General features: G+C 64.7%; 19 protein-coding genes and 2 pseudogenes. 11 read left to right on the top strand and 10 right to left on the bottom strand.

Annotated elements, in window-relative coordinates; translation table 11 throughout:
- The first annotated feature begins 396 nt into the window (after positions 1-396).
- Genes WEB52_14820 through WEB52_14850 form a run of 7 tightly spaced genes read left to right on the top strand, consistent with a single transcriptional unit; the run spans position 397 to position 7,885 of the window.
- On the top strand, positions 397-1,275 hold the full coding sequence (locus WEB52_14820; GenBank protein ID MEX2227708.1) for a polyprenol monophosphomannose synthase: 879 nt from the start codon (positions 397-399) through the stop codon (positions 1,273-1,275).
- Positions 1,265-2,170, top strand: a complete 906-nt coding sequence (locus WEB52_14825; protein MEX2227709.1) for a glycosyltransferase — start codon at positions 1,265-1,267, stop codon at positions 2,168-2,170. The genes WEB52_14820 and WEB52_14825 overlap by 11 nt, the downstream gene beginning before the upstream one ends.
- A complete protein-coding gene (locus tag WEB52_14830; GenBank protein ID MEX2227710.1) occupies positions 2,170-3,318 on the top strand; it encodes a radical SAM protein in 1,149 nt (382 codons plus the stop codon). The genes WEB52_14825 and WEB52_14830 overlap by 1 nt, the downstream gene beginning before the upstream one ends.
- Positions 3,275-4,423, top strand: coding sequence for a DUF362 domain-containing protein (locus WEB52_14835; GenBank protein ID MEX2227711.1), 1,149 nt, complete (start codon positions 3,275-3,277; stop codon positions 4,421-4,423). The genes WEB52_14830 and WEB52_14835 overlap by 44 nt, the downstream gene beginning before the upstream one ends.
- An 8-nt stretch (positions 4,424-4,431) precedes the next feature.
- On the top strand, positions 4,432-4,944 hold the full coding sequence (locus WEB52_14840) for a GtrA family protein (protein ID MEX2227712.1): 513 nt from the start codon (positions 4,432-4,434) through the stop codon (positions 4,942-4,944).
- Positions 4,941-5,993: an NAD-dependent epimerase/dehydratase family protein gene (locus tag WEB52_14845; protein MEX2227713.1), complete on the top strand. Its 1,053-nt coding sequence runs from the start codon at positions 4,941-4,943 to the stop codon at positions 5,991-5,993. The genes WEB52_14840 and WEB52_14845 overlap by 4 nt, the downstream gene beginning before the upstream one ends.
- Positions 5,993-7,885, top strand: coding sequence for a hypothetical protein (locus WEB52_14850; protein MEX2227714.1), 1,893 nt, complete (start codon positions 5,993-5,995; stop codon positions 7,883-7,885). The genes WEB52_14845 and WEB52_14850 overlap by 1 nt, the downstream gene beginning before the upstream one ends.
- A gap of 81 nt (positions 7,886-7,966) precedes the next feature.
- On the opposite strand, the gene WEB52_14855 is transcribed toward WEB52_14850, so the two are convergent.
- From WEB52_14855 to dcd, 4 genes are all read right to left on the bottom strand, one after another.
- A complete protein-coding gene (locus tag WEB52_14855; protein ID MEX2227715.1) occupies positions 7,967-9,208 on the bottom strand; it encodes a HipA domain-containing protein in 1,242 nt (413 codons plus the stop codon).
- 393 nt (positions 9,209-9,601) lie between these two features.
- Positions 9,602-10,756 (bottom strand): DNA polymerase III subunit beta, encoded by a 1,155-nt coding sequence (gene dnaN / locus WEB52_14860; GenBank protein ID MEX2227716.1) that lies wholly within the window; start codon positions 10,754-10,756, stop codon positions 9,602-9,604.
- A gap of 114 nt (positions 10,757-10,870) precedes the next feature.
- Positions 10,871-11,539: an HAD family phosphatase gene (locus tag WEB52_14865; GenBank protein MEX2227717.1), complete on the bottom strand. Its 669-nt coding sequence runs from the start codon at positions 11,537-11,539 to the stop codon at positions 10,871-10,873.
- The gene (gene dcd, locus WEB52_14870; protein MEX2227718.1) at positions 11,536-12,108 is read right to left on the bottom strand and encodes a dCTP deaminase; all 573 of its coding nucleotides are present in this window, start codon (positions 12,106-12,108) and stop codon (positions 11,536-11,538) included. Before dcd ends, WEB52_14865 begins: the two co-directional genes overlap by 4 nt.
- 168 nt (positions 12,109-12,276) lie before the next feature.
- Between dcd and WEB52_14875 the strand changes: the two are divergent.
- A pseudogene (locus WEB52_14875) lies at positions 12,277-13,082 on the top strand (SDR family oxidoreductase).
- Positions 13,083-13,219: 137 nt separating this feature from the next.
- On the opposite strand, the gene WEB52_14880 reads toward WEB52_14875, so the two are convergent.
- From WEB52_14880 to glyA, 3 genes are all read right to left on the bottom strand, one after another.
- Positions 13,220-14,092, bottom strand: a complete 873-nt coding sequence (locus tag WEB52_14880; protein MEX2227719.1) for an alpha/beta fold hydrolase — start codon at positions 14,090-14,092, stop codon at positions 13,220-13,222.
- A gap of 6 nt (positions 14,093-14,098) precedes the next feature.
- A complete protein-coding gene (locus WEB52_14885; GenBank protein MEX2227720.1) occupies positions 14,099-14,431 on the bottom strand; it encodes a hypothetical protein in 333 nt (110 codons plus the stop codon).
- A gap of 181 nt (positions 14,432-14,612) precedes the next feature.
- On the bottom strand, positions 14,613-15,887 hold the full coding sequence (gene glyA, locus WEB52_14890; GenBank protein MEX2227721.1) for a serine hydroxymethyltransferase: 1,275 nt from the start codon (positions 15,885-15,887) through the stop codon (positions 14,613-14,615).
- Between the two features lie 296 nt (positions 15,888-16,183).
- On the opposite strand from glyA, the gene WEB52_14895 reads away from it, so the two are divergent.
- From WEB52_14895 to WEB52_14905, 3 genes are all read left to right on the top strand, one after another.
- Positions 16,184-16,555, top strand: a complete 372-nt coding sequence (locus WEB52_14895) for a hypothetical protein (GenBank protein MEX2227722.1) — start codon at positions 16,184-16,186, stop codon at positions 16,553-16,555.
- A gap of 117 nt (positions 16,556-16,672) precedes the next feature.
- On the top strand, positions 16,673-16,885 hold the full coding sequence (locus WEB52_14900; protein ID MEX2227723.1) for a hypothetical protein: 213 nt from the start codon (positions 16,673-16,675) through the stop codon (positions 16,883-16,885).
- A gap of 135 nt (positions 16,886-17,020) precedes the next feature.
- Complete coding sequence (locus WEB52_14905) at positions 17,021-19,735, top strand: M1 family aminopeptidase (GenBank protein ID MEX2227724.1); 2,715 nt, start codon at positions 17,021-17,023, stop codon at positions 19,733-19,735.
- A 109-nt stretch (positions 19,736-19,844) separates the two neighbouring features.
- Here the strand turns inward: WEB52_14905 and hemL are convergent, their stop codons facing one another.
- The 3 genes and pseudogenes from hemL to WEB52_14920 form a co-directional block, all read right to left on the bottom strand.
- Positions 19,845-21,140: a glutamate-1-semialdehyde 2,1-aminomutase gene (gene hemL / locus WEB52_14910; protein ID MEX2227725.1), complete on the bottom strand. Its 1,296-nt coding sequence runs from the start codon at positions 21,138-21,140 to the stop codon at positions 19,845-19,847.
- A 49-nt stretch (positions 21,141-21,189) separates the two neighbouring features.
- Positions 21,190-21,936: a 3'-5' exonuclease gene (locus tag WEB52_14915; protein MEX2227726.1), complete on the bottom strand. Its 747-nt coding sequence runs from the start codon at positions 21,934-21,936 to the stop codon at positions 21,190-21,192.
- A gap of 252 nt (positions 21,937-22,188) precedes the next feature.
- Positions 22,189-22,479: pseudogene (locus WEB52_14920) on the bottom strand (UvrD-helicase domain-containing protein).
- Positions 22,480-22,675: the final 196 nt, after the last annotated feature.

Here is a 22,675-nt window from a genome sequence, read left to right on the forward strand (position 1 = left end):
CGTCACGCCGGGTCGCGATGCTGCCCTTCGGGCCGCGCCTCTGGCCGGTGACCCGCATCTCCGTATCCCGTGCAGGGCAGCAACGGTTGGTCAGGGCCATCGATCTCGCGGCTAGAGCGGGCATCCGCTTGAGTCCGCCCAGCGCGGCAGCCAGCCGCGGCACCTCCCGATGACGCCTGGCTCCAGGTTCGGACTTAGCTTCGCCGGCGGCTCGCCGGACGGGGGCCCATCTTGACGAAACTCTTTGATCTCCATTGGTAGCGGAGCGTATTCTGTCAACGTTCGCCCCGCAGCCGACGGTCCTACGGTTTTGACCTCATATATCCCCGTCGGCCGAGTAATGACTCGGCTGTGCTGACGTTCCTCGGGATGTTGGTTGTAGGAAGGACACGCGCCATGGACGAGCAAGCGCCCTCGCTTTCCTTCGTCATCCCTACGCGAAATGAAGCCGAGAACGTGCGTCCGCTGCTCACGAGTATCTGCGCGGCAGTCCCCGGCTCCACCAAGGAGATCATCTTCGTCGACGACTCCGACGACAACACCCCCGAGGCGCTGCAGAAGGCGATTCGCGAGTCAGACTGCCGTGCGGCGGTCCTCCGTCGCAGCCAGCTCACGCGGTCCGGCGGACTTTCGACGGCGGTCGTGCGCGGCTTCGAACTCGCGCGCGGCAAGTTCGTCTGCACGATGGACGCCGACTTGCAGCATCCCGCGTCGGCCGTGCCCCTGATGCTGTCGGCTGCCATCCGCACGTCCGCCGATGTTGTCGTCGGCAGCCGCTATACGAACGGACTCACCCTCCGCGGCTTCAACGGCGCCGGCCGCTTCGCCGTATCGGCGATAGCGCGGCAACTCGCGCACAGCGCCCTGCCTTCGACGCGGCCGACGACGGACCCGCTCAGCGGCTTCTTCCTCCTGCGACGCTCGGTCGTAGCCGGCATACAGCTTCAGCCCATGGGCTACAAAATCCTCCTCGAAGTGCTCGTGCGCGGGCGCTGGAGCAAGATCGCCGACGTACCGTATGCGTTCCACTCGCGGAACGCCGGTGTGAGCAAGGCGACCGTCCGCGAAGGCCGCGTGTTCCTGCGTCATTTGATGGCGCTGCGCGCGGCCCATCGCGAACGCGCGCTCACGAATCCCGTGCCGCAGGAGTTCCTCACGACGCACATCGGCGTCCCGTCGCCCTCGGCTGCCGGAGAAGAGCTGTTCGTGGCGTACGGGCAACACTACAACCCGGCCGCCGCAGTGCTCTCCGACGAGGCCTTGATTGAACGCTAGCGCCATCGTTCCCGCCCATAACGAGGAACAGAACATCATAGGGCTGCTTCGCCGGCTGACAGACGAAGCGCCGACGAGCGGTGTGGACGACATCGTCGTGGTCGCCAGCGGCTGCACCGACGCGACGCTCAGCCTCGCCCGGTCATTCGCGGAGACACACCCGTCTGTGCGTGTCATCGAGCAGGCGCGCCGCGAGGGCAAGGCTTCGGCGATCAACGCCGGACTGCACGAAGTACGCCACGATGTCGTCGTGCTGATCAGCGGCGATGTCATGCCGGAGCGCGGCGCAGTGGCGCTGCTCGTGCAACGCCTGGGCGACGAGACCGTGGGCGTCGTCGGCGGCCGCCCTGTGCCCCTCAACGACCCTTCGACCTTCGTGGGATTCGCCGCCCAGACCATGTGGCGCATGCACCACTGGATCAACGAACGCTCCGCCGAGGCCAAGTGCGGCGAGATGATCGCGTTCCGGCGCGCGCTCCATGGCCAGCCGATCGTGACCGCGATCCCTGCCGCCAGCGCCGTCGACGAAGTAAGCATCCAGGCGATCGCTCGGGAAGCCGGATTGCGGAGCGTCTACGAGCCCCAGGCCATCGTCCGGAACTGGGGCCCGAACAGCGTCCGCCAGTGGATGCGCCAGCGGCGGCGCATCAACGCCGGCCACCTCCTCGCCGCACGCGAGGGGTACCATCCCAGCACCTCCAGCTCGGCGCTCGTCATACGCGCGCTGCTGCACGATCGCCCGGGCCGTTCCCGCCCGCACTGGCTCTGTGCGGTCGCAGCGCTCGAGGTCGCAGCCAAGATCGCGGCGCGTCGCGACGTTTCGCGCGGTGAAGTCCACACGGTGTGGCGCGTCGCTGAGTCGACGAAGCGCCCGATTGAGCAGGAGTCGACCTGATGTTTCAACTACTGCCGCAGGTCCCGCGTTACTGGATGTTCCGGCGGTTCGGCTGGCCGAAGGTCATGCCCGTCAACGTCGCCGTCAGCATCATCTCCACGTGCAATTCGCGCTGCCTCACGTGCAATATCTGGGCCGAGCACACGCCCGGCGAAGGCCAGGACCTGACGGTCGAGGAGTTCGACAAGATTTTCCAGTCCCTGGGCAAGACGCCGTACTGGTTCACCGTCAGCGGCGGCGAACCGTTCATGCGCAAGGACATCGTCGACATCTGCAAGAGCATCTACGATCGCTGCCGCCCGGCGCAGATCAACATTCCCACCAACTCGCTCGTCTGGCGGCCGATCGCCGAACGCGTCGCCGCGATCGCCGACTACTGCAGCGAGAGCGAACTGGTGATCAACCTCTCGCTCGACGGCGTCGGCGAAAAGCACGACGAACTCCGCGGCATCAAGGGCAACTTCGACAAGGTCATGCTCGTCTATGAGCAGCTACGCGCGCTGAAGCGCCCGAACCTCACCGTCGGCGTCCACTCCGTCATCTCGAACTTCAATATCGATCACTTTCCGACGCTGCATGACTTCGTCGTGAACGAGATGAAGCCGGACTCGTTCATCTCCGAGATCGCCGAGGAGCGCGTCGAACTGGGCACCATCGGCACCGGCATTACGCCGAAACGCGATGCGTACGCCAACGCCGTCGACCGGCTGATCGAGTCGAGCGCCATGCACGCGCACGAAGGCCGCTCGAAGGTGATCCAGGCGTTCCGGCGCAAGTACTACGACCTGGTGAAGCGCTACCTGGAGCGCGAGGCGCAGGCTGTGCCGTGCTACGCGGGCTGGGCTTCGACGCACATCGCGCCGAACGGCGACGTCTGGACCTGTGCCGTGCGCGCTGAACCTATCGCCAACCTGCGCGACTACGATTACGACTTCAAACGCATCTGGTTTGGCCACGAGGCGAGCCCGCTGCGGCGCAGCATCAAGCGCGGAGAATGCGCCTGCCCGCTCGCGAACGCCGCCTACACGAGCATGCTCATGAGCCCCAGCACCATGCTCGATGTCGGCGCAAACATGTGGCAAGAAAAGAGAAAGGAAGTGCGGCGTGGCAGTGTATCTGGCTCGACAGCCCCGGTACGACGTAACTGAGATTCGCCAGAACCTGGAAAACGCGCTCGCGGCGATCGGTTCCGACCCGCGAGGCAAGCGCGCCGTCATCAAGCCGAACCTGGTCAACCAGTTCGGCGACTTGAGCGGCACCACCACGCATCCGGCGGTCGTCGAGGCGATCCACGATGCCTTGCGTGATCGCGGCTTCGATAAGATCGTCATCGCCGATGGCCCGTCGGTGAACCGCCCCGTCGAGCTTGTGTTCAAGAACTCCGGCATGACTGATCTCGCCGCCCGCCTCGGCGTCGACCTGGTCGACCTCAACCAGGCCGAGCGCCGGCCGATCGAGTGGCCGTACGGGCAGCTCCCGCTCCCGACCGTCATCCTAGATGCGGACTTCTGGGTGAACGTCCCGAAGATGAAGACGCACGTCCGCTGCGGCGTCACGCTCGGCCTGAAGAACCAGCAGGGCATCTGCGACTACGACGAGAAGAAGAACAATCACAAGCGCGGCGTCGATGAGCCGCTGGGCGTGCTTGGCAAATACCTCAAGCCGCACCTCCTGGTCCTCGACGGCGTCGAGGGCATGGAAGGCAACGGCCCCACGCATGGCACGCGCAACAAACCCGGGATCTTCGCCGCGGGCACCGACCTCGTCGAGTTCGACACGGTCGTCGCCGGCGTCATGGGCTTTCAGCCGGACGAGATTCCGATGCTCGCCTACGCTACGACCGAGGCGTGCGATCCCGTTGTGGTCGGGATGCCAACCGACGAGATCCGCACGCCGTTCGTCCGCCCGAACCAGCCGGAGTTCGACAAGCTGATGGGATTGCGCATCTGGTCGAACATCCGCTCCTGCAACGCCTGCGACCTCCACGTGACGACCGCCAAGGAGTCCGTGAAGTCGAACCCGTTGAAGCTCATGAAGTACGGTCCCGGCATCATCCGGCAGGCCATGTTCGGCCGTGTCGACGTGCTCAAGGGCGAGCAATCGGTGGTGCCGCAGGACCACGGCCGCCTCGTCTTCATCGGCGACTGCACGGCCGAACTCGCGGAGAGCTACGAGGGTACGTTCGTGCCCGGCTGTCCGCCCGACCCGGACGAGATTCTCAACGCGCTGGCCAACGCCGGCGCCCTCGAGTAGGGACCGAAATGGGTCTGCCGCCAGCCTTATCATCAGCCAGGAGCACCGCCCACGCGTTCTGGGACAGGGCGTGGGCCAACGGCGAGCACAAGCTGCTCACGCGCTACCTCCTCGTCAGCGGCGCCTTCGGCCTCCCGGCGTCGATCATCTCACTGCAGATCATGATCTGGGGATACGAATCTTTTGTCGGCGACTACAACCGCCTCACGCTCAACGCGATGTGGATCCTCAACTTCGAGATCGGGCTGATGCGCAACTTTTTCCTGCACTGTGCGTTTACGTGGAAGACAAACCCGACCCGCAAACGAATGGCGCACATCCACGTCGCCGCCATCGGCGCGTTCGTTATTGACCTCTCCGCGTTCAACATCGTACTGCTGGCAACCGAGACGATCCTTATCGCGCAAGTGATCGGGGCGAGTTCAGGCTTCTTCTGCAACTTTCTCTACAACCGCCTGCGCACGTTCGGCGCACCGCAGCGCGCGGCCGATGAGGCGCTGGTCGAAGGGAGCATCGTGTGAAGGTCCTCGTAACAGGCGCAACCGGATTCGTAGGCCAGCACGTCGCACGCCGGCTCGCCGCATCGGCGGACGTCGCGATCTTCGCGCGCCACCGCGACAAGGCGCGCGCCATGTTCGGCGACGCGGTCGAAGTGCGGCACGGCGACCTGAAGGACGCAGCGTCGCTGGACCGCGCGCTCGAGGGCATCGACAGGGTCTATCACATCGCCGCGCGTCGCGACCACTGGGGTATGCCATACGACGACTACTACCAGGCGAACGTCGTCGGCACGCGCAGTTTGCTCGAAGCGGCGCGCCGGCACGGCACGTCGAAGATCGTGTACTGCAGTTCGGTCGGAGTCTACGGCCACGGCTACCAGTACTTCCCGGTAGACGAAGCGCACCCCTTCGGCCAGCACCTCAGCTTCTATCACAAGAGCAAAGCGCTCGCCGAGGAGGTCGTCCGCTCGTACCCCGACCTTCCCGTCGTCACCGTACGGCCTGGCTGGATCTACGGCCCCAACGACGAATGGGGCGGCGTCACGCAGATGCTGATCAAGCTGGCGAAGGGCCAGTTCGCCTTCGTCGGCAGCGGCGAGAACAGGCTCCACCCCGTGTTCATCAACGACGTGGTCGGTGGCATCGTCGCCGCGGGCGAGAGCGAGCGGTACGGCGAAGCGTACTTGCTGCTGGGCCCCGAGCACACGACATTTCGCAACTACGTCTACGCCATGTGCGACGCGCTCGGCGCGGAACGCCCGCGCTGGTCCGTGCCGTACCTTGCCGGACGCGCCGCCTGCTACGCGCTCGAGCCCATGTGGCTCGTCAAGAATCGCGTGCTCGGCAAGAAGTTGCTCGGTGACAAGCCGCCGATGACGCGCGACACGCTCGACGGCGTCAGCACCCACCGCTACTTCGATACGTCGAAGGCCACGCGCGAGATCGCGCACACGCCGGCCGTCAGCATCGCCGACGGGCTGCAGACGACGGTGGAGTGGCTCGCGGGCACGGGGCGTCTTCCCGCCAGCGTCACGGAACGGATCAAACAACGCGGAGTGGTGACGGCCTGATGTCCAGGTCCGCGTCACTGCCGATAGCCGACGACCGCCCCCGCGTCATGCAAGTAGCCGACGTGCGCCCTCTGCTGGCGCGCCATGCCCTCGCCATCGTGCTTGCGGTCGCGCTCGGCGCCCTGCTCGTCTTCCCGCGCTGGTGGATGCTCACCACCGACCCGCCGGAGGGCGCGCGCGTACCGGTCTCCGTCTGGGGCGCCTGGGGCATGGGCTCCGACGAAGCGCTGCAGACAGTAACGCTACGCGATGCGTACGACGGCGAGTTGCCCGTGCGCTCGCCGCACCTGGTGAACCACCGCAACGACTCGCTGCAGGCCGGCGCCGGCTGGCAGCAGTTCATCGGCATGGGCGGTCACGTGTTTGGCGGACCCTTCGAGTCGCTCGCGGTCGTCTCCACGGTGATGGGCATTGCGGCGTTCATGATGCTCTACGTGCTCGCGTACAACCTGACCGGCTCCAGGCTCGCCGCCGCGTCCGCGCTGCCGCTTGCGGCGCTCTTCGGGCTCGTCATGTACCGTCTCGACGAGTACACGGCGCGCAACATGTGGCGGTACATCGAACCGTTCCTCACGCTTCAGACCGACCGTGAATTCTTGCCGTGGACGCGATTTCTGTCGCCGATCGTGACGCTCGCGACGTTCTTCACGCTCGCGTGGTCACTTCCGCGCGCGGCGAAGACCGGCGAACTCCGCTGGTGCGTCGTTGCTGCCCTCGCGCTGGCGCTGCTCGTCTATTCCTACGTCTTCTACTGGTCGGCCGCCGCGCTCGCAATCGCGTTCTGGCTCGGGCTGCTGCTCGTGCGGCGCGACTTCGATGCCGCGCGGCGCGTGCTGCTCGTGGGCATCGCGGCGGTCCTCATCGCGCTGCCGGAGTTTGCGATCGTCGCCAACAAGAGTCTTACGTCGACGGAGGATATCCAGGGCCGGGTCGGCCAGGGCGAACTCGGCATCATCTGGGTAGAGACTTCGGAGATCTTGGCCCGGCTCCTGGCCGGTCTGCCATTTATGTTCGTGCTCCTGCGCCGCCGCACGGTCGAAGGTGGCTTCTACGTCGCATTGTTCGTGGCGCCGCTGGTGCTCGCGATGTTCGACGGCGTCGTGCCGCAGTCATGGCACTTCCGTTCGCAGGTCTGGTCCGCGTTCGCGATTCCGGCGTTCATCGCCGGCGGCGCCGAGTTCTACCGCATGCTCGGCGAAGGCGGCCAGCGTTTTGCGATGCGCGGCCTCGCCGTCGCCGCCGTGCTCGCGTCCGTATACCTTGCGGCGTTCCAGGTGCGAGTGACGACCCTCGTCGACGACGCGTACGCCGTGAGCGACGACGAGCACGCCGCCTTCGAGTGGATCGAGGACAACGTCAGCACCCGTGAGACCGTCGCCAGTCCGAGCGTCATCACGACGCTCATGCTCGCCAACCTGACGCCGGCGTCGGGCTACATCATCGGTGGCTATAACCCCGTCGTGAGCGACGACGAGCTTATCGACCGCTTCCTCCGCATCCAGACGGCATACGGCTACGACGAAGCCGTGACGTTCGAGCGGCTCGATCCGCGCTATTTCGGTGTCGAGAACGTTCCTTCGATCGAGCTTCAACGCCAGGTCGAAATGCGGGCCGCGTACTATAACTTCTACTGGGAAGTCTTCACGCCGGACGTATACGAAGAGCGCATCCCCGCGTGGCGCGAGCGGTTCCGCGCACTCGCCGGAGAAGAGAACGTCCTCGCGGCGTATCCCGTCGAATACCTGTACTGCGGCCCGCGCGAGCGTTTCTGGCCGATGCCATCGCCCGCACCCGGCACCTACGTGCGCCCCGCCTTCGAGCGCGACACCGTCACCGTCTACGCCATCGTCGAGGCAGACGATCCGCAGGCCGCGCCCTTCGCCGGCTGTTAGCTCACCACTGCACGAACATCGGCATGACGACGTGGACGTAGTTCTCGCTGTCCACGGGGAATGACGCGCCGGATCCACACGTCAATGAGTGGAAGACATCGTGCGCAGAGCTTTCAGTTGATTGTCGAATACGGTGCGCAGTTCGGGCGGCATGTTCGGAATGTCGTTCTGTATGGCATCCGCCGAGGATGGCGCGCGCTGCACCATGTCTTGAACGATCTCGTTCGCTCGACGTTTTGAGAGCCCCCAACTCGATGCCTCGTTCACGAGACGCTCGCCCGCGACATGATCGATTCGCCGAACGTCGTCGATGAACATCGCCATCTCTCTTGTGGTGGTTGCGTACAGCAGTGTCGAGATCAGGTCATACAATGGTGCGAATCGGAGGACGCCAAGCTCATCATGCATGATCGAAAAGTTCTTTCCGTGGGCGTCCGCATTGCCGATGATCACATTGAACGTCACTGCACGTAGCAACCTCTCGAGCGAATCCGTATCGGCAGACGCGCGAAGGATCGCCGCAACCTGGCGCAAGGAAGGGCCACCATCGGCCTGGTACTTTTTCGTTGGATGGATCCCGAGCGCCTGACAAAAATCCTCCTGATGGATCCGCTCGACGTTGCCATCCGGGTGGACTACGCGGTCGTAGCGTTCGACGATCAACACCTCGCGTCCGCCGATGGTCGCAGTCTCGACATTCGCGACCTGCAGTCCCATGCGTTTCGCGACGCGCATGCAGAACGCCTCGTTTGCGACGGTGGCAGGATAAGCGGCGGTTTCGGGCTTGAATATGTGCGTCGAGGGCGTGCCGTCAACGGGTCTTCCCCACGATCCATCGGGCATGCGCGTGAGTACGAGTTTCTCCTGCACACCCGCGAGCGACAGACGCACTCGAGCATCCACGCCAAGCGGCGCATCCTTCAGACTTCTGATGCGCTCCTCTAACTCCCGCTGGCTCATCGGTTCGGCACGGAGCGTTGTCGGTGGCGGAGGTGCTGGCCAATCGACGGGTTGGATTACGAGTGCGCCCGCGCATTCCCGCCCCAATGCCTCTATGAGCGAGTAGGTATCACTCTCGCGCACATCCAGTTCGGCCGCGATGAGTCGCCGGACGTCGCCTTCGGGTAGTAAGCCGTCGAGGAACGAACGCACAACCGAATTCGGATAGTGGCTGGGCGTCAACGGTAGTGCCACGGAAAGCAGGGGGGTGCCGGCTTCGTACTTCCGAAGTGCCTCGTCGGTGTAGGTCAGGCGTAGCTGTGTCCGGTGACGTTCAATCATTGCGACCGCGGCGCCGTATAGCCAGACCGCAAGCCCCTGCATCACCAATCTGCCTTCTGCAATGTGATCCGGATCCCTAGATGCCTCAGTATCTCCAGCAGCCGGCGGACCTGCTCCGTCTCCTTACCCTGTTCCAGTTCCGAGAGGTAGTACCGGCTTACGCCGGAGAGCTCGGCTAGCTGGCTCTGCGTGAGACCAGCTTGCTTACGAAAGTGCCGTATGCCCGAGCCCAGTGATTGGGCGCTGTAGATTCGATAGGGATGGTCGCTCACCGGTACCCCTCCTATTCAGATGTGGGGATTTCCCGGCATTGTACACGCTCATCCTCAATGTGTCGATATTCTCACATTTAGGTCGGTGACAGTTATGTGAGGATATCCCGACACTCTCGTGTGGGGTTCGCAACAAACGTTGCCAGCACCAGGGGCCCTCAGCTCACCACTGCACGAACATCGGCATGACGACGTGGACGTAGTTCTCGCTGTCCACGGGGCGAATGACGCCGGGCTGTGAAGGCCCCGTCGTCTCGAGCGCAACGCGCCCGCCATCGAGTACCTGCAGCACTTCCTGCAGGTACTTGCCGTTGAAGGCGATCTTAGAGGCTTCGCCTTCGACCTGCGCGTCCAGATCGCCGTGGTTGTCGCCGATCTCTTCGGCACGGGCGGCGATCGTCATCTTGCCCGGCGCGCCGCCCTCGCCGCCTTCGAAGGTGATGCGGACGATGCCGCTGCCATCGCGCGCGAAGATCGAGGCGATCTTCGTCTCCTGCAGGAAGTCGCGCACTTCCACGACGGCGCGACTGCCCCACTCTTTCGGGATCAGGCGGCTGTAGTCCGGGAAGGTGCCCTGGATGAGCTGCGCCACCAGTTCGATGTCCTTGAGCTGGAACAGCACCTGCGTGCGGTTCGCGTTGAACGTCATCTGCACCGGGTCGTCCTGGTCCTGCAGCAGGCGATTCAACTCGGACAGCGCGCGCGCCGGCACGATCACTTCCTGCTTCTCGGCGACCTTCTTCTTGAGCTTGAGATGCCGCACGGCGAGCCTGAAGCCATCGGCGGCTGCCAACGTCAGCGTGTCACCATCGAGCACGACGTCGACGCCCGTCAGCACCGGCCGCGAGTCATCGGTCGCGGCCGAAAAGACGACCTGCGTGATCGCTTCGCGGAGCGCCTTCGGGTCGATCTCCAGCGTGCCGCCGTCCTCGATCGCCGGGATCGGCGGGAAGTCGTCGGCATCGATGCCGCCGATCGTCGCTTCGTTGCGGGCGCATTTCACCTTGAGTTGCTTCGACCGCGGCGCCAGCGTCAGTTCGATCTTGTCCTGCGGCAGCGAGTTCACGAAATCGCTCAGCAGCCGTGACTGGACGGTGATCGCCCCTTCTTCCTCGATCTGGCCGCCAATCCAGCACGTCAGCGCGATATCGAGATTGGTCGCCGCGAGCTTGATGCGCCCGCCATCGGTCGAGATCAGGACGTTCGACGTTATCGGCAGCGTGCTGCGCACGGCCACCGCTCGCCCGACGATGCCAAGGCCTCTCGCCAGGTTTTCCTGGAGACACGTCACCTTCATTGCGCTCACCTGTGTAATCACTTTTCGGGGAGTATACGATCGCGCTTAACAAGCGACAATAGATCAACGCGCGTGATCAGATCTCATCACTATGTCTACTTCTCCCATGGCAACTCGGGGGTGTACAGATGCACGTCACACGTCCCCAACAACCAGCTCCATCGGAAACTCCTCCAGCGACGCGATCACCAGCGCGACGCCCGCCACCGGTGCTGCTGCCGTCTCCGTCGCGCGGAGCTGCACGACGTGCGTGCCCGCGCGCAACGCCGACGTAACGCCATTGACGCTGTCCTCGATGGCGACGCATTCGCGCGGCGCCAGGCCAAGCTTCGATGCGGCGAGCACGTACGGCGCCGGGTTCGGCTTGGTATGTTCGACCATCTCCGCGGCGGAGATCGCGTCGAAGAGCCCGTCGAGACCGGCGGCGTGCAGGATCGCATCCACCCAGCGCGAATACGACGCCGTGCACAGCCCGATCGGCACGCCCCGCGACTTCAGACGATCGATCAGTTCGCGCGCGCCGGGCAGCGGCGATCGTGGCCTGCGCAGGCGCTCCATGAGCGGCGCCTCGTACTCCTCGATGACGTCGTCGAGCGCGACGGGCAGCTGCTTCAGCTTGATCAGCCCGCCCCACGTGATCGGCGTCGCGCTGCCGATGAACTGCGCGTACTCTTCGGTGCCTACGCTCGTGCCGTAGCGCGCGAGGACATCGCTGATCGCTTCGAAGAACGCGGGCTCGCTGTCGGTGAGCACGCCGTCCATGTCGAAGATGACGCCGCGAAAGGGCTTCCGCGCTCCGCTCACTCGCCAGCTTCGAATTCGGTGAACGCGCGGCTCGGCGTCGGCGCCATCTGCCCCTGGTACTTGCTCCGGAGGCCGGGACTGCCGTACGGCCGGTCGACCGGCGTCGACATGCGCAGGAAGCTCAGTTGGCCGATCTTCATGCCGAAGTGCAGCGCGATCGGCATCTTGGCGACATTCGACAACTCCAGCGTCAGCTTGCCCGTCCATCCCGGGTCGACGAACCCCGCCGTCGCGTGGATCAGCAGGCCAATGCGCCCGAGCGAGCTTTTTCCTTCGACCTGCGCCAGGATGTCGTCGGGCAGCGTCACCACTTGGAGCGTACTCGCCAGCACGAACTCGCCGGGATGGATGAAAAACGGGCGGTCATCGCCGATCACCACCTCTTCGGTCAGATCATCCATCTGCTCGCGCACGTCGATGTACGGACGGCTGCTCACCTTGAACACGCGAAACACGCGGTCCAGGTGCACGTCGACGCTGGCAGGCTGGATGTCCTGCTCGTCGAGCGGCGTGATGACGAGACGCCCGCCGGCGAGTTCTTCCTTGATCGTGCGGTCGCTCAAGACCATGCGGCGCTGTCCCTCCGATCGGCGGATCGTACCGAAGTGAGACTGTTCGAACCACACGCGATACGAGCACCGACTTGGATACCGCGACAATGCTGCGATACCTGCCGGCCGAACGACTCACGACCGGCGACCGATCGGCTATCGTGCAACGGCAAGGAGGTGACGGGCATGGGTGAGCGGTACAGGGACCACGTCGTCGTGATCACGGGCGGCGGACGAGGCATCGGCCGCGCGACCGCGCTCGAGTTCGCCGCCGAAGGCGCGACCTGCGTGCTCGCCGGGCGGCGCATGGACGTGCTGCACGTCGCGGCCCTGGAAGTGCGCAAGGCGGGCGGCAAAGCCGAAGTCGTGCGCTGCGACGTCATGCAAGACCAGGACTGCAGCACCTGGCCGGGTGGACCGCCGGAACGCTCGGACGTATCGACGTGCTCGTGAACAACGCCGGCGTCGTGGCCGGCGGCCGCCTCGACGAGATCGAGAAGGAAGACATCGGACGCATGGTCGGCGTGAACGTCTGGGCGCCCCTGCGCCTGACGCAGATCGTCGTGCCGCACATGCGGGCACGGCGCAGCGGCACGATCGTAAACCTGTCGTCGATGGCCGGGCGCATCGGCGTGCCGTACTACGCCCCGTACAGCGCAGCGAAGTACGCGATGCGCGGGTTCAGCGAGTCACTGCGCCGCGAACTGAGGCCGGACGGCATTCACGTCATGGCCGTCTACCCCGGCGGCACCGCCACCGACATGATGGAGAACGTCGAGTTTGAGCGCTTCGGCATGGGCGTTGCCACCGCCGAACGGGTCGCGCGCGCCATCCTCAACGGCGTGCGATGGCGCCTGCCCGAGGTCTTCATCGGCATCAGCGAATCGATCGCCGCGCATCTCAATGACCTGATGCCGTGTGGCATGGACATCGGCGTGGACCTGTTCCGCGAGCAGTTCCACGACGCCGTGCGCAACCAACGGACGACGTAGCGGCTGCGCCGCTACGACAGACAGCAGAGCGGCCATGCCGCCACAACAGAAAGGCTACGCCGCTCGCCCACCTCTGTTGTCTGTTGTTTGTTGTCTGTTGTTTCCCGGTCTGTTTTGTTGTGTGTTGTGTTCCGTCGTCACGCCCCGTACTCCCCCTCCCCCCGCACGTCCCGCCCCGCCTCCACATCGTCGATGAACTCAAACACCGCCTGCTTCCAGAGCTGCGGCCGGTAGTCCGGCGTCGAGTGGGCGGCCCGCCGGACCGTCGCGAAACGCGAGGTGCGGATCAGGCCATGGTCGCGGCTCGCGCACGGGTAGAAGTCATCCCACTCGCCGCATGACACCAGCGTCGGCGCCACGATCAGCGGCGTCCGCGCCGTCAGGTCGGGCCGGTCGCGCACAGCGACGCACGCCGCGATGTAACCCTCGTCTGTCATCACTTCCAACTTCCGGCGGTTCTTCGCGTCCTGCCACTCGACGCTCATCTCGGCGAGCGCCGCGTACTGGTCGCGCTCGTGGCGGTAGCGCACTTCGCGCTCGACCAGTTCCTTCATGCCATGCTTCTCGACGATCGTGATCCAGCGGTCGCACGTCGCACGAAAACCTTCCTCGACCTGTACCGTCTCCGGATCGCCTCCGCCGTTTCCTGCCGTCGTGTCGCAGAGGAGCAGCGACTGCACGCGCTCCGGGTAGTCGCACGCGAACTGCGCGCTGATCATGCCGCCCATCGAGACGCCGCCGATGTGCGCGCGCTCGATATCGAGGTGATCGAGCAGGGCCGCCAGGTCCGCAGCGAACTGCGGCAGCGAGAACGTCGCCGGCGGCGGCACGCTCGTGCTGCCGTGGCCGCGCGCGTCGTACAGCACGAGCCGGACGCGTTCGCGGAATGCGTCGATGACCGGCGGCCATTGCGGCGTCGGCCCGGCGAAGCCATGCGACAGGACGAGCGTCGGGCCGCTGCCCTGCGCGTCGTACCAGAGGTCGATGCCGTTGATGCGTGCGGTGGGCAATCCGGGTCAGCCCTCGCGGCGGGCGGAACTCGCGGGGTGAGGGCCCTCGGTGCGGGGCGCCCACAAGGGATCGCCCGGCTTGCGGGCGGCGCCGGCCGCGTTGCGGCGTTGTGCGGCAGCGCGCGGGGGGAATGCACCGTTCAGCGCGGCTATGGTCAGCAGGATCCCGGATACGGCCATCGAAGCGAAGAACAACAACACCCACGCCGCGAACATGGCGCCGCCGATGCCGAGCGCGCCGGGCGCCGGCGACCAGAGCACGATCGCTCCGAAGACGAGCCAGAGCCCGGTAAACAGGAAGCCGTTGAGCGCCTGCCGATACGTGACGGACCGCATCATCGACAGGATCGTATCACATGCTGTTCGGGCATCTGTTCTAGTGTAAAGGCCGCGCACCCGACGCATCTCTGTGGGTGGCAATTTCATCCGCGATGTGATCCGCGAGTGCGCTGCATGGACGTACACCGACGCGCGCTGCGATGAAGCAGGCTTTGCCCCTGTTGGCTGATTGCACCGAGGCTCAGTCCACGCTCAGCCCCGGTGCCGGGAACTGACGGCAGAAGTCCGCAACTTCGCGTCCGACGCGGTCGAGTGCGTCTTCGTCCTTCACGTTGTCGATGACTTCGTCCATCCAGCGGGCAACCTGGCGCATCTCGTCTTCCTTCATGCCGCGCGTCGTCACGGAGGGCGTGCCGATGCGCAGGCCGCTCGGGCTGAACGGCTTGCGCGGGTCGAACGGGATCGTGTTGTAGTTGCCGACGATGTTCGCCCGGTCGAGTGCTTTCGCCGCCTTCTTGCCGATCACCTTCTTCCCCGTGAGATCGATCAGGATCAGGTGATTGTCCGTGCCGCCCGTGATCAGGTCGAAGCCGTGTTCGCGCAGTTCGGCCGCCATCGCCTTCGCGTTGGCGACGATCTGGGCGCCGTAGTCGCGGAACTCCTCCGTCGCCGCTTCCTTCAGCGCCACGCCGACGCCCGCGATCGTGTTTTCGTGCGGGCCGCCCTGCAATCCCGGGAACACCGCCTTGTCGATCGCCTCGGCGTGCTCGGCCTTGCACATGATCATGGCGCCGCGCGGCCCGCGCAGCGTCTTGTGCGTCGTCGTCATCACGACGTCGGCGACCGGGGCCGGATCGGGATGCACGCCCGCGATGATCAGCCCGCTGATGTGCGAGATATCGGCCAGGAAATACGCGTCGACCTCGCGTGCGATCTCCGCGAACCGCGCGAAGTCGTACTCTCGCGGATACGCCGTCGCGCCGGCGACGATGATTCGCGGCCGCTCCCTGCGCGCCAGTTCGCGCACGGCGTCGTAGTCGATGAGGTGCGTCTGCCGGTCGACTTCATAACGCACGGGCGTCCAGAACTTGCCCGTGGCGCTCACGTCCCAGCCGTGCGTCAGATGCCCGCCATGCGGCAGCGCCAGGCCCATGATCTTGTCGCCGGGCTGCAGCAGCGCCATGTACACAGCGAGGTTCGCCGGCGAGCCGGAGTACGGCTGCACGTTCGCATGCTCGACGCCGAACAGCGCCTTCGCGCGGTGCTGCACCAGCGTCTCGATTTCATCGATGTACCGCTGGCCTTCGTAATAACGCTTGCCGGGATAGCCCTCCGAGTACTTGTTCGCGAGCACGCTGCCCGTCGCTTCCATGACGGCGCGCGAGACGTAATTCTCGGACGGGATGAGGCGGACCGTGTCGACCTGGTATCGCTCTTCTTCCTTGATCAAGCGATACAGCTCAGGGTCCGTGCGCTCGACTTCAACGAGGTACTGGTCGCCCACTTCGGTGGTCACGTCGGCACTCCTTTGGATTGGATTCGCTTGCGGTGAGAAACGAAACGGCCACGTCGCGCTGGGCTGACGTGGCTCGCGAGCATGCGGAGCGGCCTCAGCCTCAGCGGCGTGACCGGCGTCCAGCTCCCAATTGCATCGACGTCAGGTTCATGGCTTCGGCAGCGTAGCGAAGCCTCGCTTCAGGTGTCAATCGATGTGTCGCTACGCCACTTGCCGGTCGCCGGGCGCGCGCGTGGGCTATCCTGCAACGTCGGCCGACATGCGTCCGGCCCACAGCCCGGAGCGGAGAGCGCAGATTGAACGAGCAGAGCGCCCCGCAGCTGACGTTCGAGGGCGTCGTCGCTTTTCCGGCGGACGACCCCGGCGAGGCCGCGCACTTCTTCGAGCACACGCTGGGGCTCGCGGTCACCGCCGAAGACGGCCCGCTGCGCTTCTACACCCTCGGCGAGGGCCTGGCGCTGGCCATCGATGGCTCCGGCCAGTCGGGCAACGACCCGTACCTTCTCTTCAGCGCCGCGGACCTCGCGGCGGCGGCCGAGCACTTCCTTCAGAGGGGGTGCCAGGTGCGTGAGCTTTCGTGGGCGCCCGGCGCGGGTTTCCTGGCGCGTTCGCCGGAGGGCCGCACCGTCTGCGTCGTGGATGTCGTCGCGCTGCAGGAGGCACCGTAGGCCACGCCGCCTTTACGTAATCCCCAATGTTCGTTGCAAATGTTAAAAGGTCGCTGCTATACTCGGCCCACTTTCTATGCTGGCCGGTTGGCCAGTGGGTGGCGGAGGTGGCGTCGGATGGACTTCTCCGGGTTTCCGAAATGCCAGAAGTGCAAGCAGGGCGACCTCGTCCCGCTTTCTGACTTTGGCAGCCAGGGCGCGGCGATCCAGTACAAGGCCTGGGCGTGCACCAATCCCGAATGCGGCTTCAACATCAAGATCCGCAACGGTGACCTCTATATCGATGAGCCGATCGCCAGCGGAGCGATGCACTCGCCGCGCCTGCGTTAGCGCCTTCACCTGGCCGCCGTTGTCATGACGCGCAATCGCAAGCTTTGTCGCCTCCGCGCGTGCCGCGTATCATGTCGCGACCTCGACCAACATAACGAGCCGGCGCCGCGCGCGACGCGAGCATGGAGGACTGCCATGCCTGACACACTTACGGATCATCTCGAACGAGAGCTGACCGGCTATGCGACCTGCTCTCGCGCGCTCGGCGCGCGCGCAGCGTCGAAGCCGTTCCCGCTTGCGGGCGATAAGCCCCAGTACGCGCGTGACCTCGTTGTCGACGTGCGGCACATCACGCTTGAGATCGCGATCGACCCGAAGGCGAAGCACATCGCCGGTACGGCGACGCATTACCTGCGGGCGATCAACGACGGCGTGCGCAGCATCGCGTTCGACGCCGCGGAGATGCAGATCACGCGCGTGACCGCTGGCGGCAAGCCCGTAAAGTTCGACTACAGCGACCCTGTGCTCCGTATCGACTTGCCGCGCGCGCTCAAGGCCGGCGCCGAGACGGAAATCGCCATCGCCTACTCGGCGTATCCGCGCCGCGGGCTCTACTTCACGGAGCCCGACAAGGACTACCCGAAGAAGCCGCTGCAAGCGTGGACCCAGGGCCAGGACGAAGACTCGCGCCACTGGTATCCCTGCATCGACTACCCGAACCACCAGCAGACCTCCGAAGTCATCGTCACTGTGCCCGGCTCGATGATCAGCATCGGCAACGGCGCGCTGAAGTCGCTGAAGCAGAACAAACGCGCGGGCACGAAGACCTACCACTGGCAGCAGGACACGCCGCACGTCACGTACCTGCTCAGCCAGATCGTGGGCGAGTTCGCGGAGATCCACCATCGCGCGGACGGCACGCCGCTCGAATACTTCGGTCCGACAGGTCGCGGCGTCGACCTGGAGCGCACGCTCGCCAACACGCCGGCCATGATCCGCTTCTTCAACGAAGCGACCGGCGTCAAGTATCCGTATGCCCGTTACGCGCAGACGTTCGTCGCGGACTTCATCTTCGGCGGCATGGAGAACGTCAGCGCGACGACCCTCACCGATACGTCGCTGCTCGACAAGCGCGCATCCCTCGATGCCGACGCCGACGGCCTGCTTGCGCACGAACTGGCGCACCAGTGGTTCGGCGATCTGCTCACCTGTCGCGACTGGTCGCACGGCTGGCTCAACGAAGGCTTTGCGACGTATTTCGAGGCGCTGTTCACCGAGCGCCACAAGGGTATCGACGAGTTCCGGTACGAGCTGTACCAGAACGCGCAGATCTACATGGGCGAGGACTCCGGCCGCTACCGGCGTCCGATCGTCCACAACGTGTACCGCGAGCCGATCGATCTCTTCGACCGTCACCTGTACGAAAAGGGCTCGCTCGTCCTGCACATGATCCGCACCGCCCTCGGCGACGACCTCTGGTGGAAGTCGATCCGCGCCTACGTCGCGAAGCACCGCAGCACGAACGTCACCACGCCCGACCTGCAACGCGCCATCTGGAGCACGACGGGACGCAACATCGACTGGCTCTTCGATGAGTTTGTCTATCGCGGCGGCCATCCGGCATTCCGCTTGACCTTCGACTGGGACGAAGACGCAAAGCAGGCGAAGCTCAACGTGCAGCAGACGCAGGATGAGAAGGACTCATCGGTGTTCCGCGTGCCCGTCGAGATCGCGTTCACCGTCGATGGCAAGAAGCAGTCGTTCCGCGTCGACATCAACGAGAAGGTGCACAACTTCTACTTCTCGCTGCCCGCAAAGCCGCAGCTCGTGCGCTTCGATCCGGGCAACAACATCCTCAAGACCGTCGAGTTCAAACGGCCGAAGGAGATGCTGCTCTTCCAGCTCAAGCAAGACGAAGACGCCGTCGGCCGCATCGACGCGGCGAAGGAGCTTTCGAAGCTCGGCTCGAAGGAAGCCGCCGACGCGCTCAAAGACGCCGTGCTGAAGGATGCGTTCTGGGGCGTGCAGGCCGAGGCGGCGCGCGCGCTCGGCGCCATGAAGAGCGCAATCGCGCTCGATGCGCTGCTGGCAACGACGAAAGTGCGCCACCCAAAGGCGCGCCGCGGTGTCTACGCGGCACTCGGACAGTTCCGCGACGACCGCGCGGCCGATGCGCTCATCGCGCTGCTGCGCAAGGGCGACGCCAGCTACTACGTCGAAGGCGCCGCCGCGCATTCACTCGGCACCACGCGTTCCGCGAAGGCGTTCGACGTCCTCGCGAAGGTCGCGATGCGCAAGGAGTCGCAGAACGACGTCATCCGCGCGTCGGCGCTGCTCGGCTTCGCCGACCTGAAGGACGAACGGGCGCTGCCGATCGCGCTCGACTGGACCAGGCGCGGCCGCTCGAACCCCGTGCGTGGCGTCGCGACGTCTGTGCTCGGCAAGCTCGGGCAACTCAGCGACCGCGCGAAGGATCAGGCCTTCGACCGGCTCATCGAGCTATTGCCTGATGAATGGCTGCGCGTGCGGCTCAATGCGATCACGGCGCTCGCCGAATTGAAGGACACCAAGGCGCTCGGCGAATTGAGCCGCACCATCGACCGCGAGCTCGATGGCCGCGTGATCCGCACCGCCCGCGAAGCGATGCAGCGCATCCGCGAAGGCGCCGACAAGGGCGAAGAAGTCCGCAAGCTGCGCGAGGATCTCGACAAGATGATGGAAGAGAACCGCTCGCTGAAGGACCGTATCGACAAGATCGAAGCGCGCAACGGCGCCTCGCCGAAGAAGCGCGCGGCGGCATCATCGAAGCGCGCCGCCGCATCATCGAACGGCGCCAAGCCAAAGCGCCCCGCCCCGAAAGCGACGAAACGCGCCCCCAAGCGAGTCGCCGCCGCCCGCTCGCGCCGGTAGGAGACAGCCATCACCACAGAGGCACAGAGGTTTTAATACGAGCGCGGGCTTCAGCCCGCGTTCTTCCACGTAGAACTTACAACTGAAAACTTACAACTGAAAAACACAACTACCGGCTCTCCGCAAACGCCTCCCGCGCCGCCGCGATCGTCTGCTCAATATCCGCCTGCTGATGCGCGAGCGATACGAACATCGCCTCGAACTGCGCCGGCGGCAGATAGACGCCGCGATCGAGCATCGCGCGGAAGAACCGCCCGTAGCGCTCCGTGTCCGAGCGCTTCGCCGACGCATAGTCACGCGGCGCTTCGTCCGAAAAGAACACCGTCAGCATCGACCCCAACTGCGCGATCGAGACGACGCACTCCGCCGCGCGCGCCGCTTCGCGCAACCCGTCAGCGAGCTTCGCGCCAACCTGATCGAGCGCGCGATACACGCCGTCGTTCTGCAACACGCGCAGCGTCACGATGCCGGCCGCCATCGCGAGCGGATTCCCGGACAGCGTGCCCGCCTGGTAGACCGGCCCCACCGGCGCCACCATCGCCATGATCTCGCGCCGCGCGCCGTACGCACCGACCGGCAGCCCGCCGCCGATGATCTTGCCCAGGCACGTCATGTCCGGCAGCACGCCGAAGAACGTCTGCGCGCCGCCCGGCGACACGCGAAAGCCGCTGATCACTTCGTCGAAGATCAACAGCGCGCCGGCGCGTTCCGTGATCTCGCGCAGGAACTGCAGGTAGCCGTACTCCGCGGGCACCAGCCCCATGTTCGCAGGCACCGGCTCGCAGATCAGCGCCGCGATCTCGCCTGAATGCCGCTCGAAAAGCTGTTCGATGGCCTCGCGGTCGTTCCACGGCGCCAGCAGCGTCTCCGACGTGAACGACGCGGGCACGCCCGCCGAGTCCGGCAGCCCGAGCGTCGCGACGCCCGACCCCGCCTTCGCGAGCAGCCCGTCGCTGTGGCCGTGGTAGCAGCCCTCGAACTTCACGATCTTGTCGCGGCCCGTGAACGCCCGCGCCACCCGTAGCGCCGACATCGTCGCCTCGGTGCCGGAGTTGACGAACCGCACCTGCTCGATCGAAGGCACCATCTGCGTGACGAGCCGCGCCAGCTCCACCTCGAGCTCCGTCGTCGCGCCGAAGCTCGTCCCGCGTTCCGCCGCTTTCTGCACGATCTGCACGACGGACGGGTACGCGTGCCCCAGGATCAGCGGCCCCCACGACCCCACGTAGTCGACGTACTCGTTCCCGTCGACGTCGGTGATGCGGCTGCCCTTCCCGAACGCCATCACTACCGGCTCCCCGCCGACAGCCTTAAACGCCCGTACAGGCGAGTCCACCCCGCCAGGCAGCAGTTCTTGCGCCGCTTCGTTGATTTTTCGCGAGCGCTCGTGGTTCATCGGCGTCATGCGTGAAGTGTAGGTGCGGTGATCGGTGCGAGCGAGACCCGTCGGCAGCTCACAGATTCAGCGAGTCCCGCAATTCGAGAAGAAACTCAGACGGGCCATCAAAGCGAGTATTCCCCCAGCGGTCGGTTGTGAACCCTGAGTAGAACATGTGAACCTCGTGCATTGCGCGCGTAAAGCCAACATAGAACAGTCTGCGCTGCTCACGGCGAACAGCCGGTGTCCGCGCTGACCAACGCGGGATGAGCCCCTGATCCATCCCAACCATGATCACTGCATCGAACTCCAACCCCTTGCAACTGTGCATGGTAATAAGTCTTAGTTGCGACGGATCGCCCGACTGTGACGCAAACTGCTGAACGGTTGAACCCGCTAGCGCTCCGGCAGGTGAGTAACTCCCTATGAGACGTTCCCATACCTCGAATTCGTCGGGCCGTACTCCATCCTTATCGAGATGTGCCTCAAGCGCGACTCTCCAAAGGGCGTTGAGCCAGTCGAGGGCTGGTAGATCAGCTGAACGATGATTCCAGAGAAATTGGGTCAGGTTGGCCTTAGTGTCTGCCGCAATATCCGCTTCGTCGTCTACTCCTGTGAGTTGCCCCCAAAGCTCAAGGATGTCCCGAATCCGTTGGTTCCCGGTCCTCCATTCACCGCTACACCAGCGTGCGCAATCTTCTACCCACCGGGTCAAGGGCGTCTTGGGATAAGGGGCATTTCCATCGATGCGAACGTACCTGACATTATGCTCTCGCGCGACGTCTGCAATCACATCACCGACGTTCTTGTCAACATAGAGCACACCAATATCGCCAACCTGTCGGCCTTCGTGTCGACTCAAGATCTCGGGAATCGCGGCGATGGCACGCTGAGCTTGTTCGGCCAGCCCACCGTCTTCGCAGAATACGAAGTCGATGACTGCATCTTCCTCGTCAGCTGCAATGTAGCCGCGATCCTCTTGTAGGATGATCTCGGCGGCATCGATTATTCTTTGACGAGATCTGTAATTGATGCGAAGGGCAATTGTCTCAAAGTCCGTCCGCTCCGCGAGTTCGCGAAGCAGGGTAGGTTGTGCACCAGAGAACGCGTAAATGGATTGATCCGGGTCTCCGACCGCAATGACCCTCACACCTACGCTTTCGGAAAGGATACGCACCAAGTGGTGAAGCTGCACTCCCAGATCTTGATACTCATCGACGAGCAGGACGGGAAACTTCGCAGCGACCGCTTGGGCAACCCACTCCATACTAAGAAGCCGCAGGCCGGCAATTGTCATGTCATCGAAATCGATGAACCCTGCCTTGTGGAGTAAGTCGGTGTAGTGGAGTGCTATGTCCGCTATCGGTTCCTTAACATCCTTCGACCAGTTGCGTCACGTCTCCAATTCATGCGGCGGTAGAGCTCGAAGGCCTCTCGAATCTCGTATACCGGCGTATTCTTTCCGAGAACTCTGTCCGTCGCTTCCTCAAGGCAAGAGTCTCGCTGGGACTTCGTCGCTACCCGAAATGGATTGGGAAGGTCTGGAGCGCCGATGGATGCGT

Source organism: Dehalococcoidia bacterium (assembly GCA_040902535.1).
Taxonomy (GTDB): Bacteria; Chloroflexota; Dehalococcoidia; order DSTF01; family JACRBR01; genus JBBDXD01.

What these genes read in the sequence shown, in the direction of transcription:
- WEB52_14905 (MEX2227724.1), top strand. Translation starts at nt 17,021, where the DNA reads ATGCCTGACACACTTACGGATCATCTCGAACGAGAGCTGACCGGCTAT.
- WEB52_14840 (MEX2227712.1), top strand. Translation starts at nt 4,432, where the DNA reads ATGGGTCTGCCGCCAGCCTTATCATCAGCCAGGAGCACCGCCCACGCG.
- WEB52_14855 (MEX2227715.1), bottom strand. Translation starts at nt 9,208, where the DNA reads ATGCAGGGGCTTGCGGTCTGGCTATACGGCGCCGCGGTCGCAATGATT.
- WEB52_14885 (MEX2227720.1), bottom strand. Translation starts at nt 14,431, where the DNA reads ATGATGCGGTCCGTCACGTATCGGCAGGCGCTCAACGGCTTCCTGTTT.
- WEB52_14830 (MEX2227710.1), top strand. Translation starts at nt 2,170, where the DNA reads ATGTTTCAACTACTGCCGCAGGTCCCGCGTTACTGGATGTTCCGGCGG.
- WEB52_14820 (MEX2227708.1), top strand. Translation starts at nt 397, where the DNA reads ATGGACGAGCAAGCGCCCTCGCTTTCCTTCGTCATCCCTACGCGAAAT.
- dcd (MEX2227718.1), bottom strand. Translation starts at nt 12,108, where the DNA reads ATGGTCTTGAGCGACCGCACGATCAAGGAAGAACTCGCCGGCGGGCGT.
- WEB52_14900 (MEX2227723.1), top strand. Translation starts at nt 16,673, where the DNA reads ATGGACTTCTCCGGGTTTCCGAAATGCCAGAAGTGCAAGCAGGGCGAC.
- hemL (MEX2227725.1), bottom strand. Translation starts at nt 21,140, where the DNA reads ATGACGCCGATGAACCACGAGCGCTCGCGAAAAATCAACGAAGCGGCG.
- WEB52_14850 (MEX2227714.1), top strand. Translation starts at nt 5,993, where the DNA reads ATGTCCAGGTCCGCGTCACTGCCGATAGCCGACGACCGCCCCCGCGTC.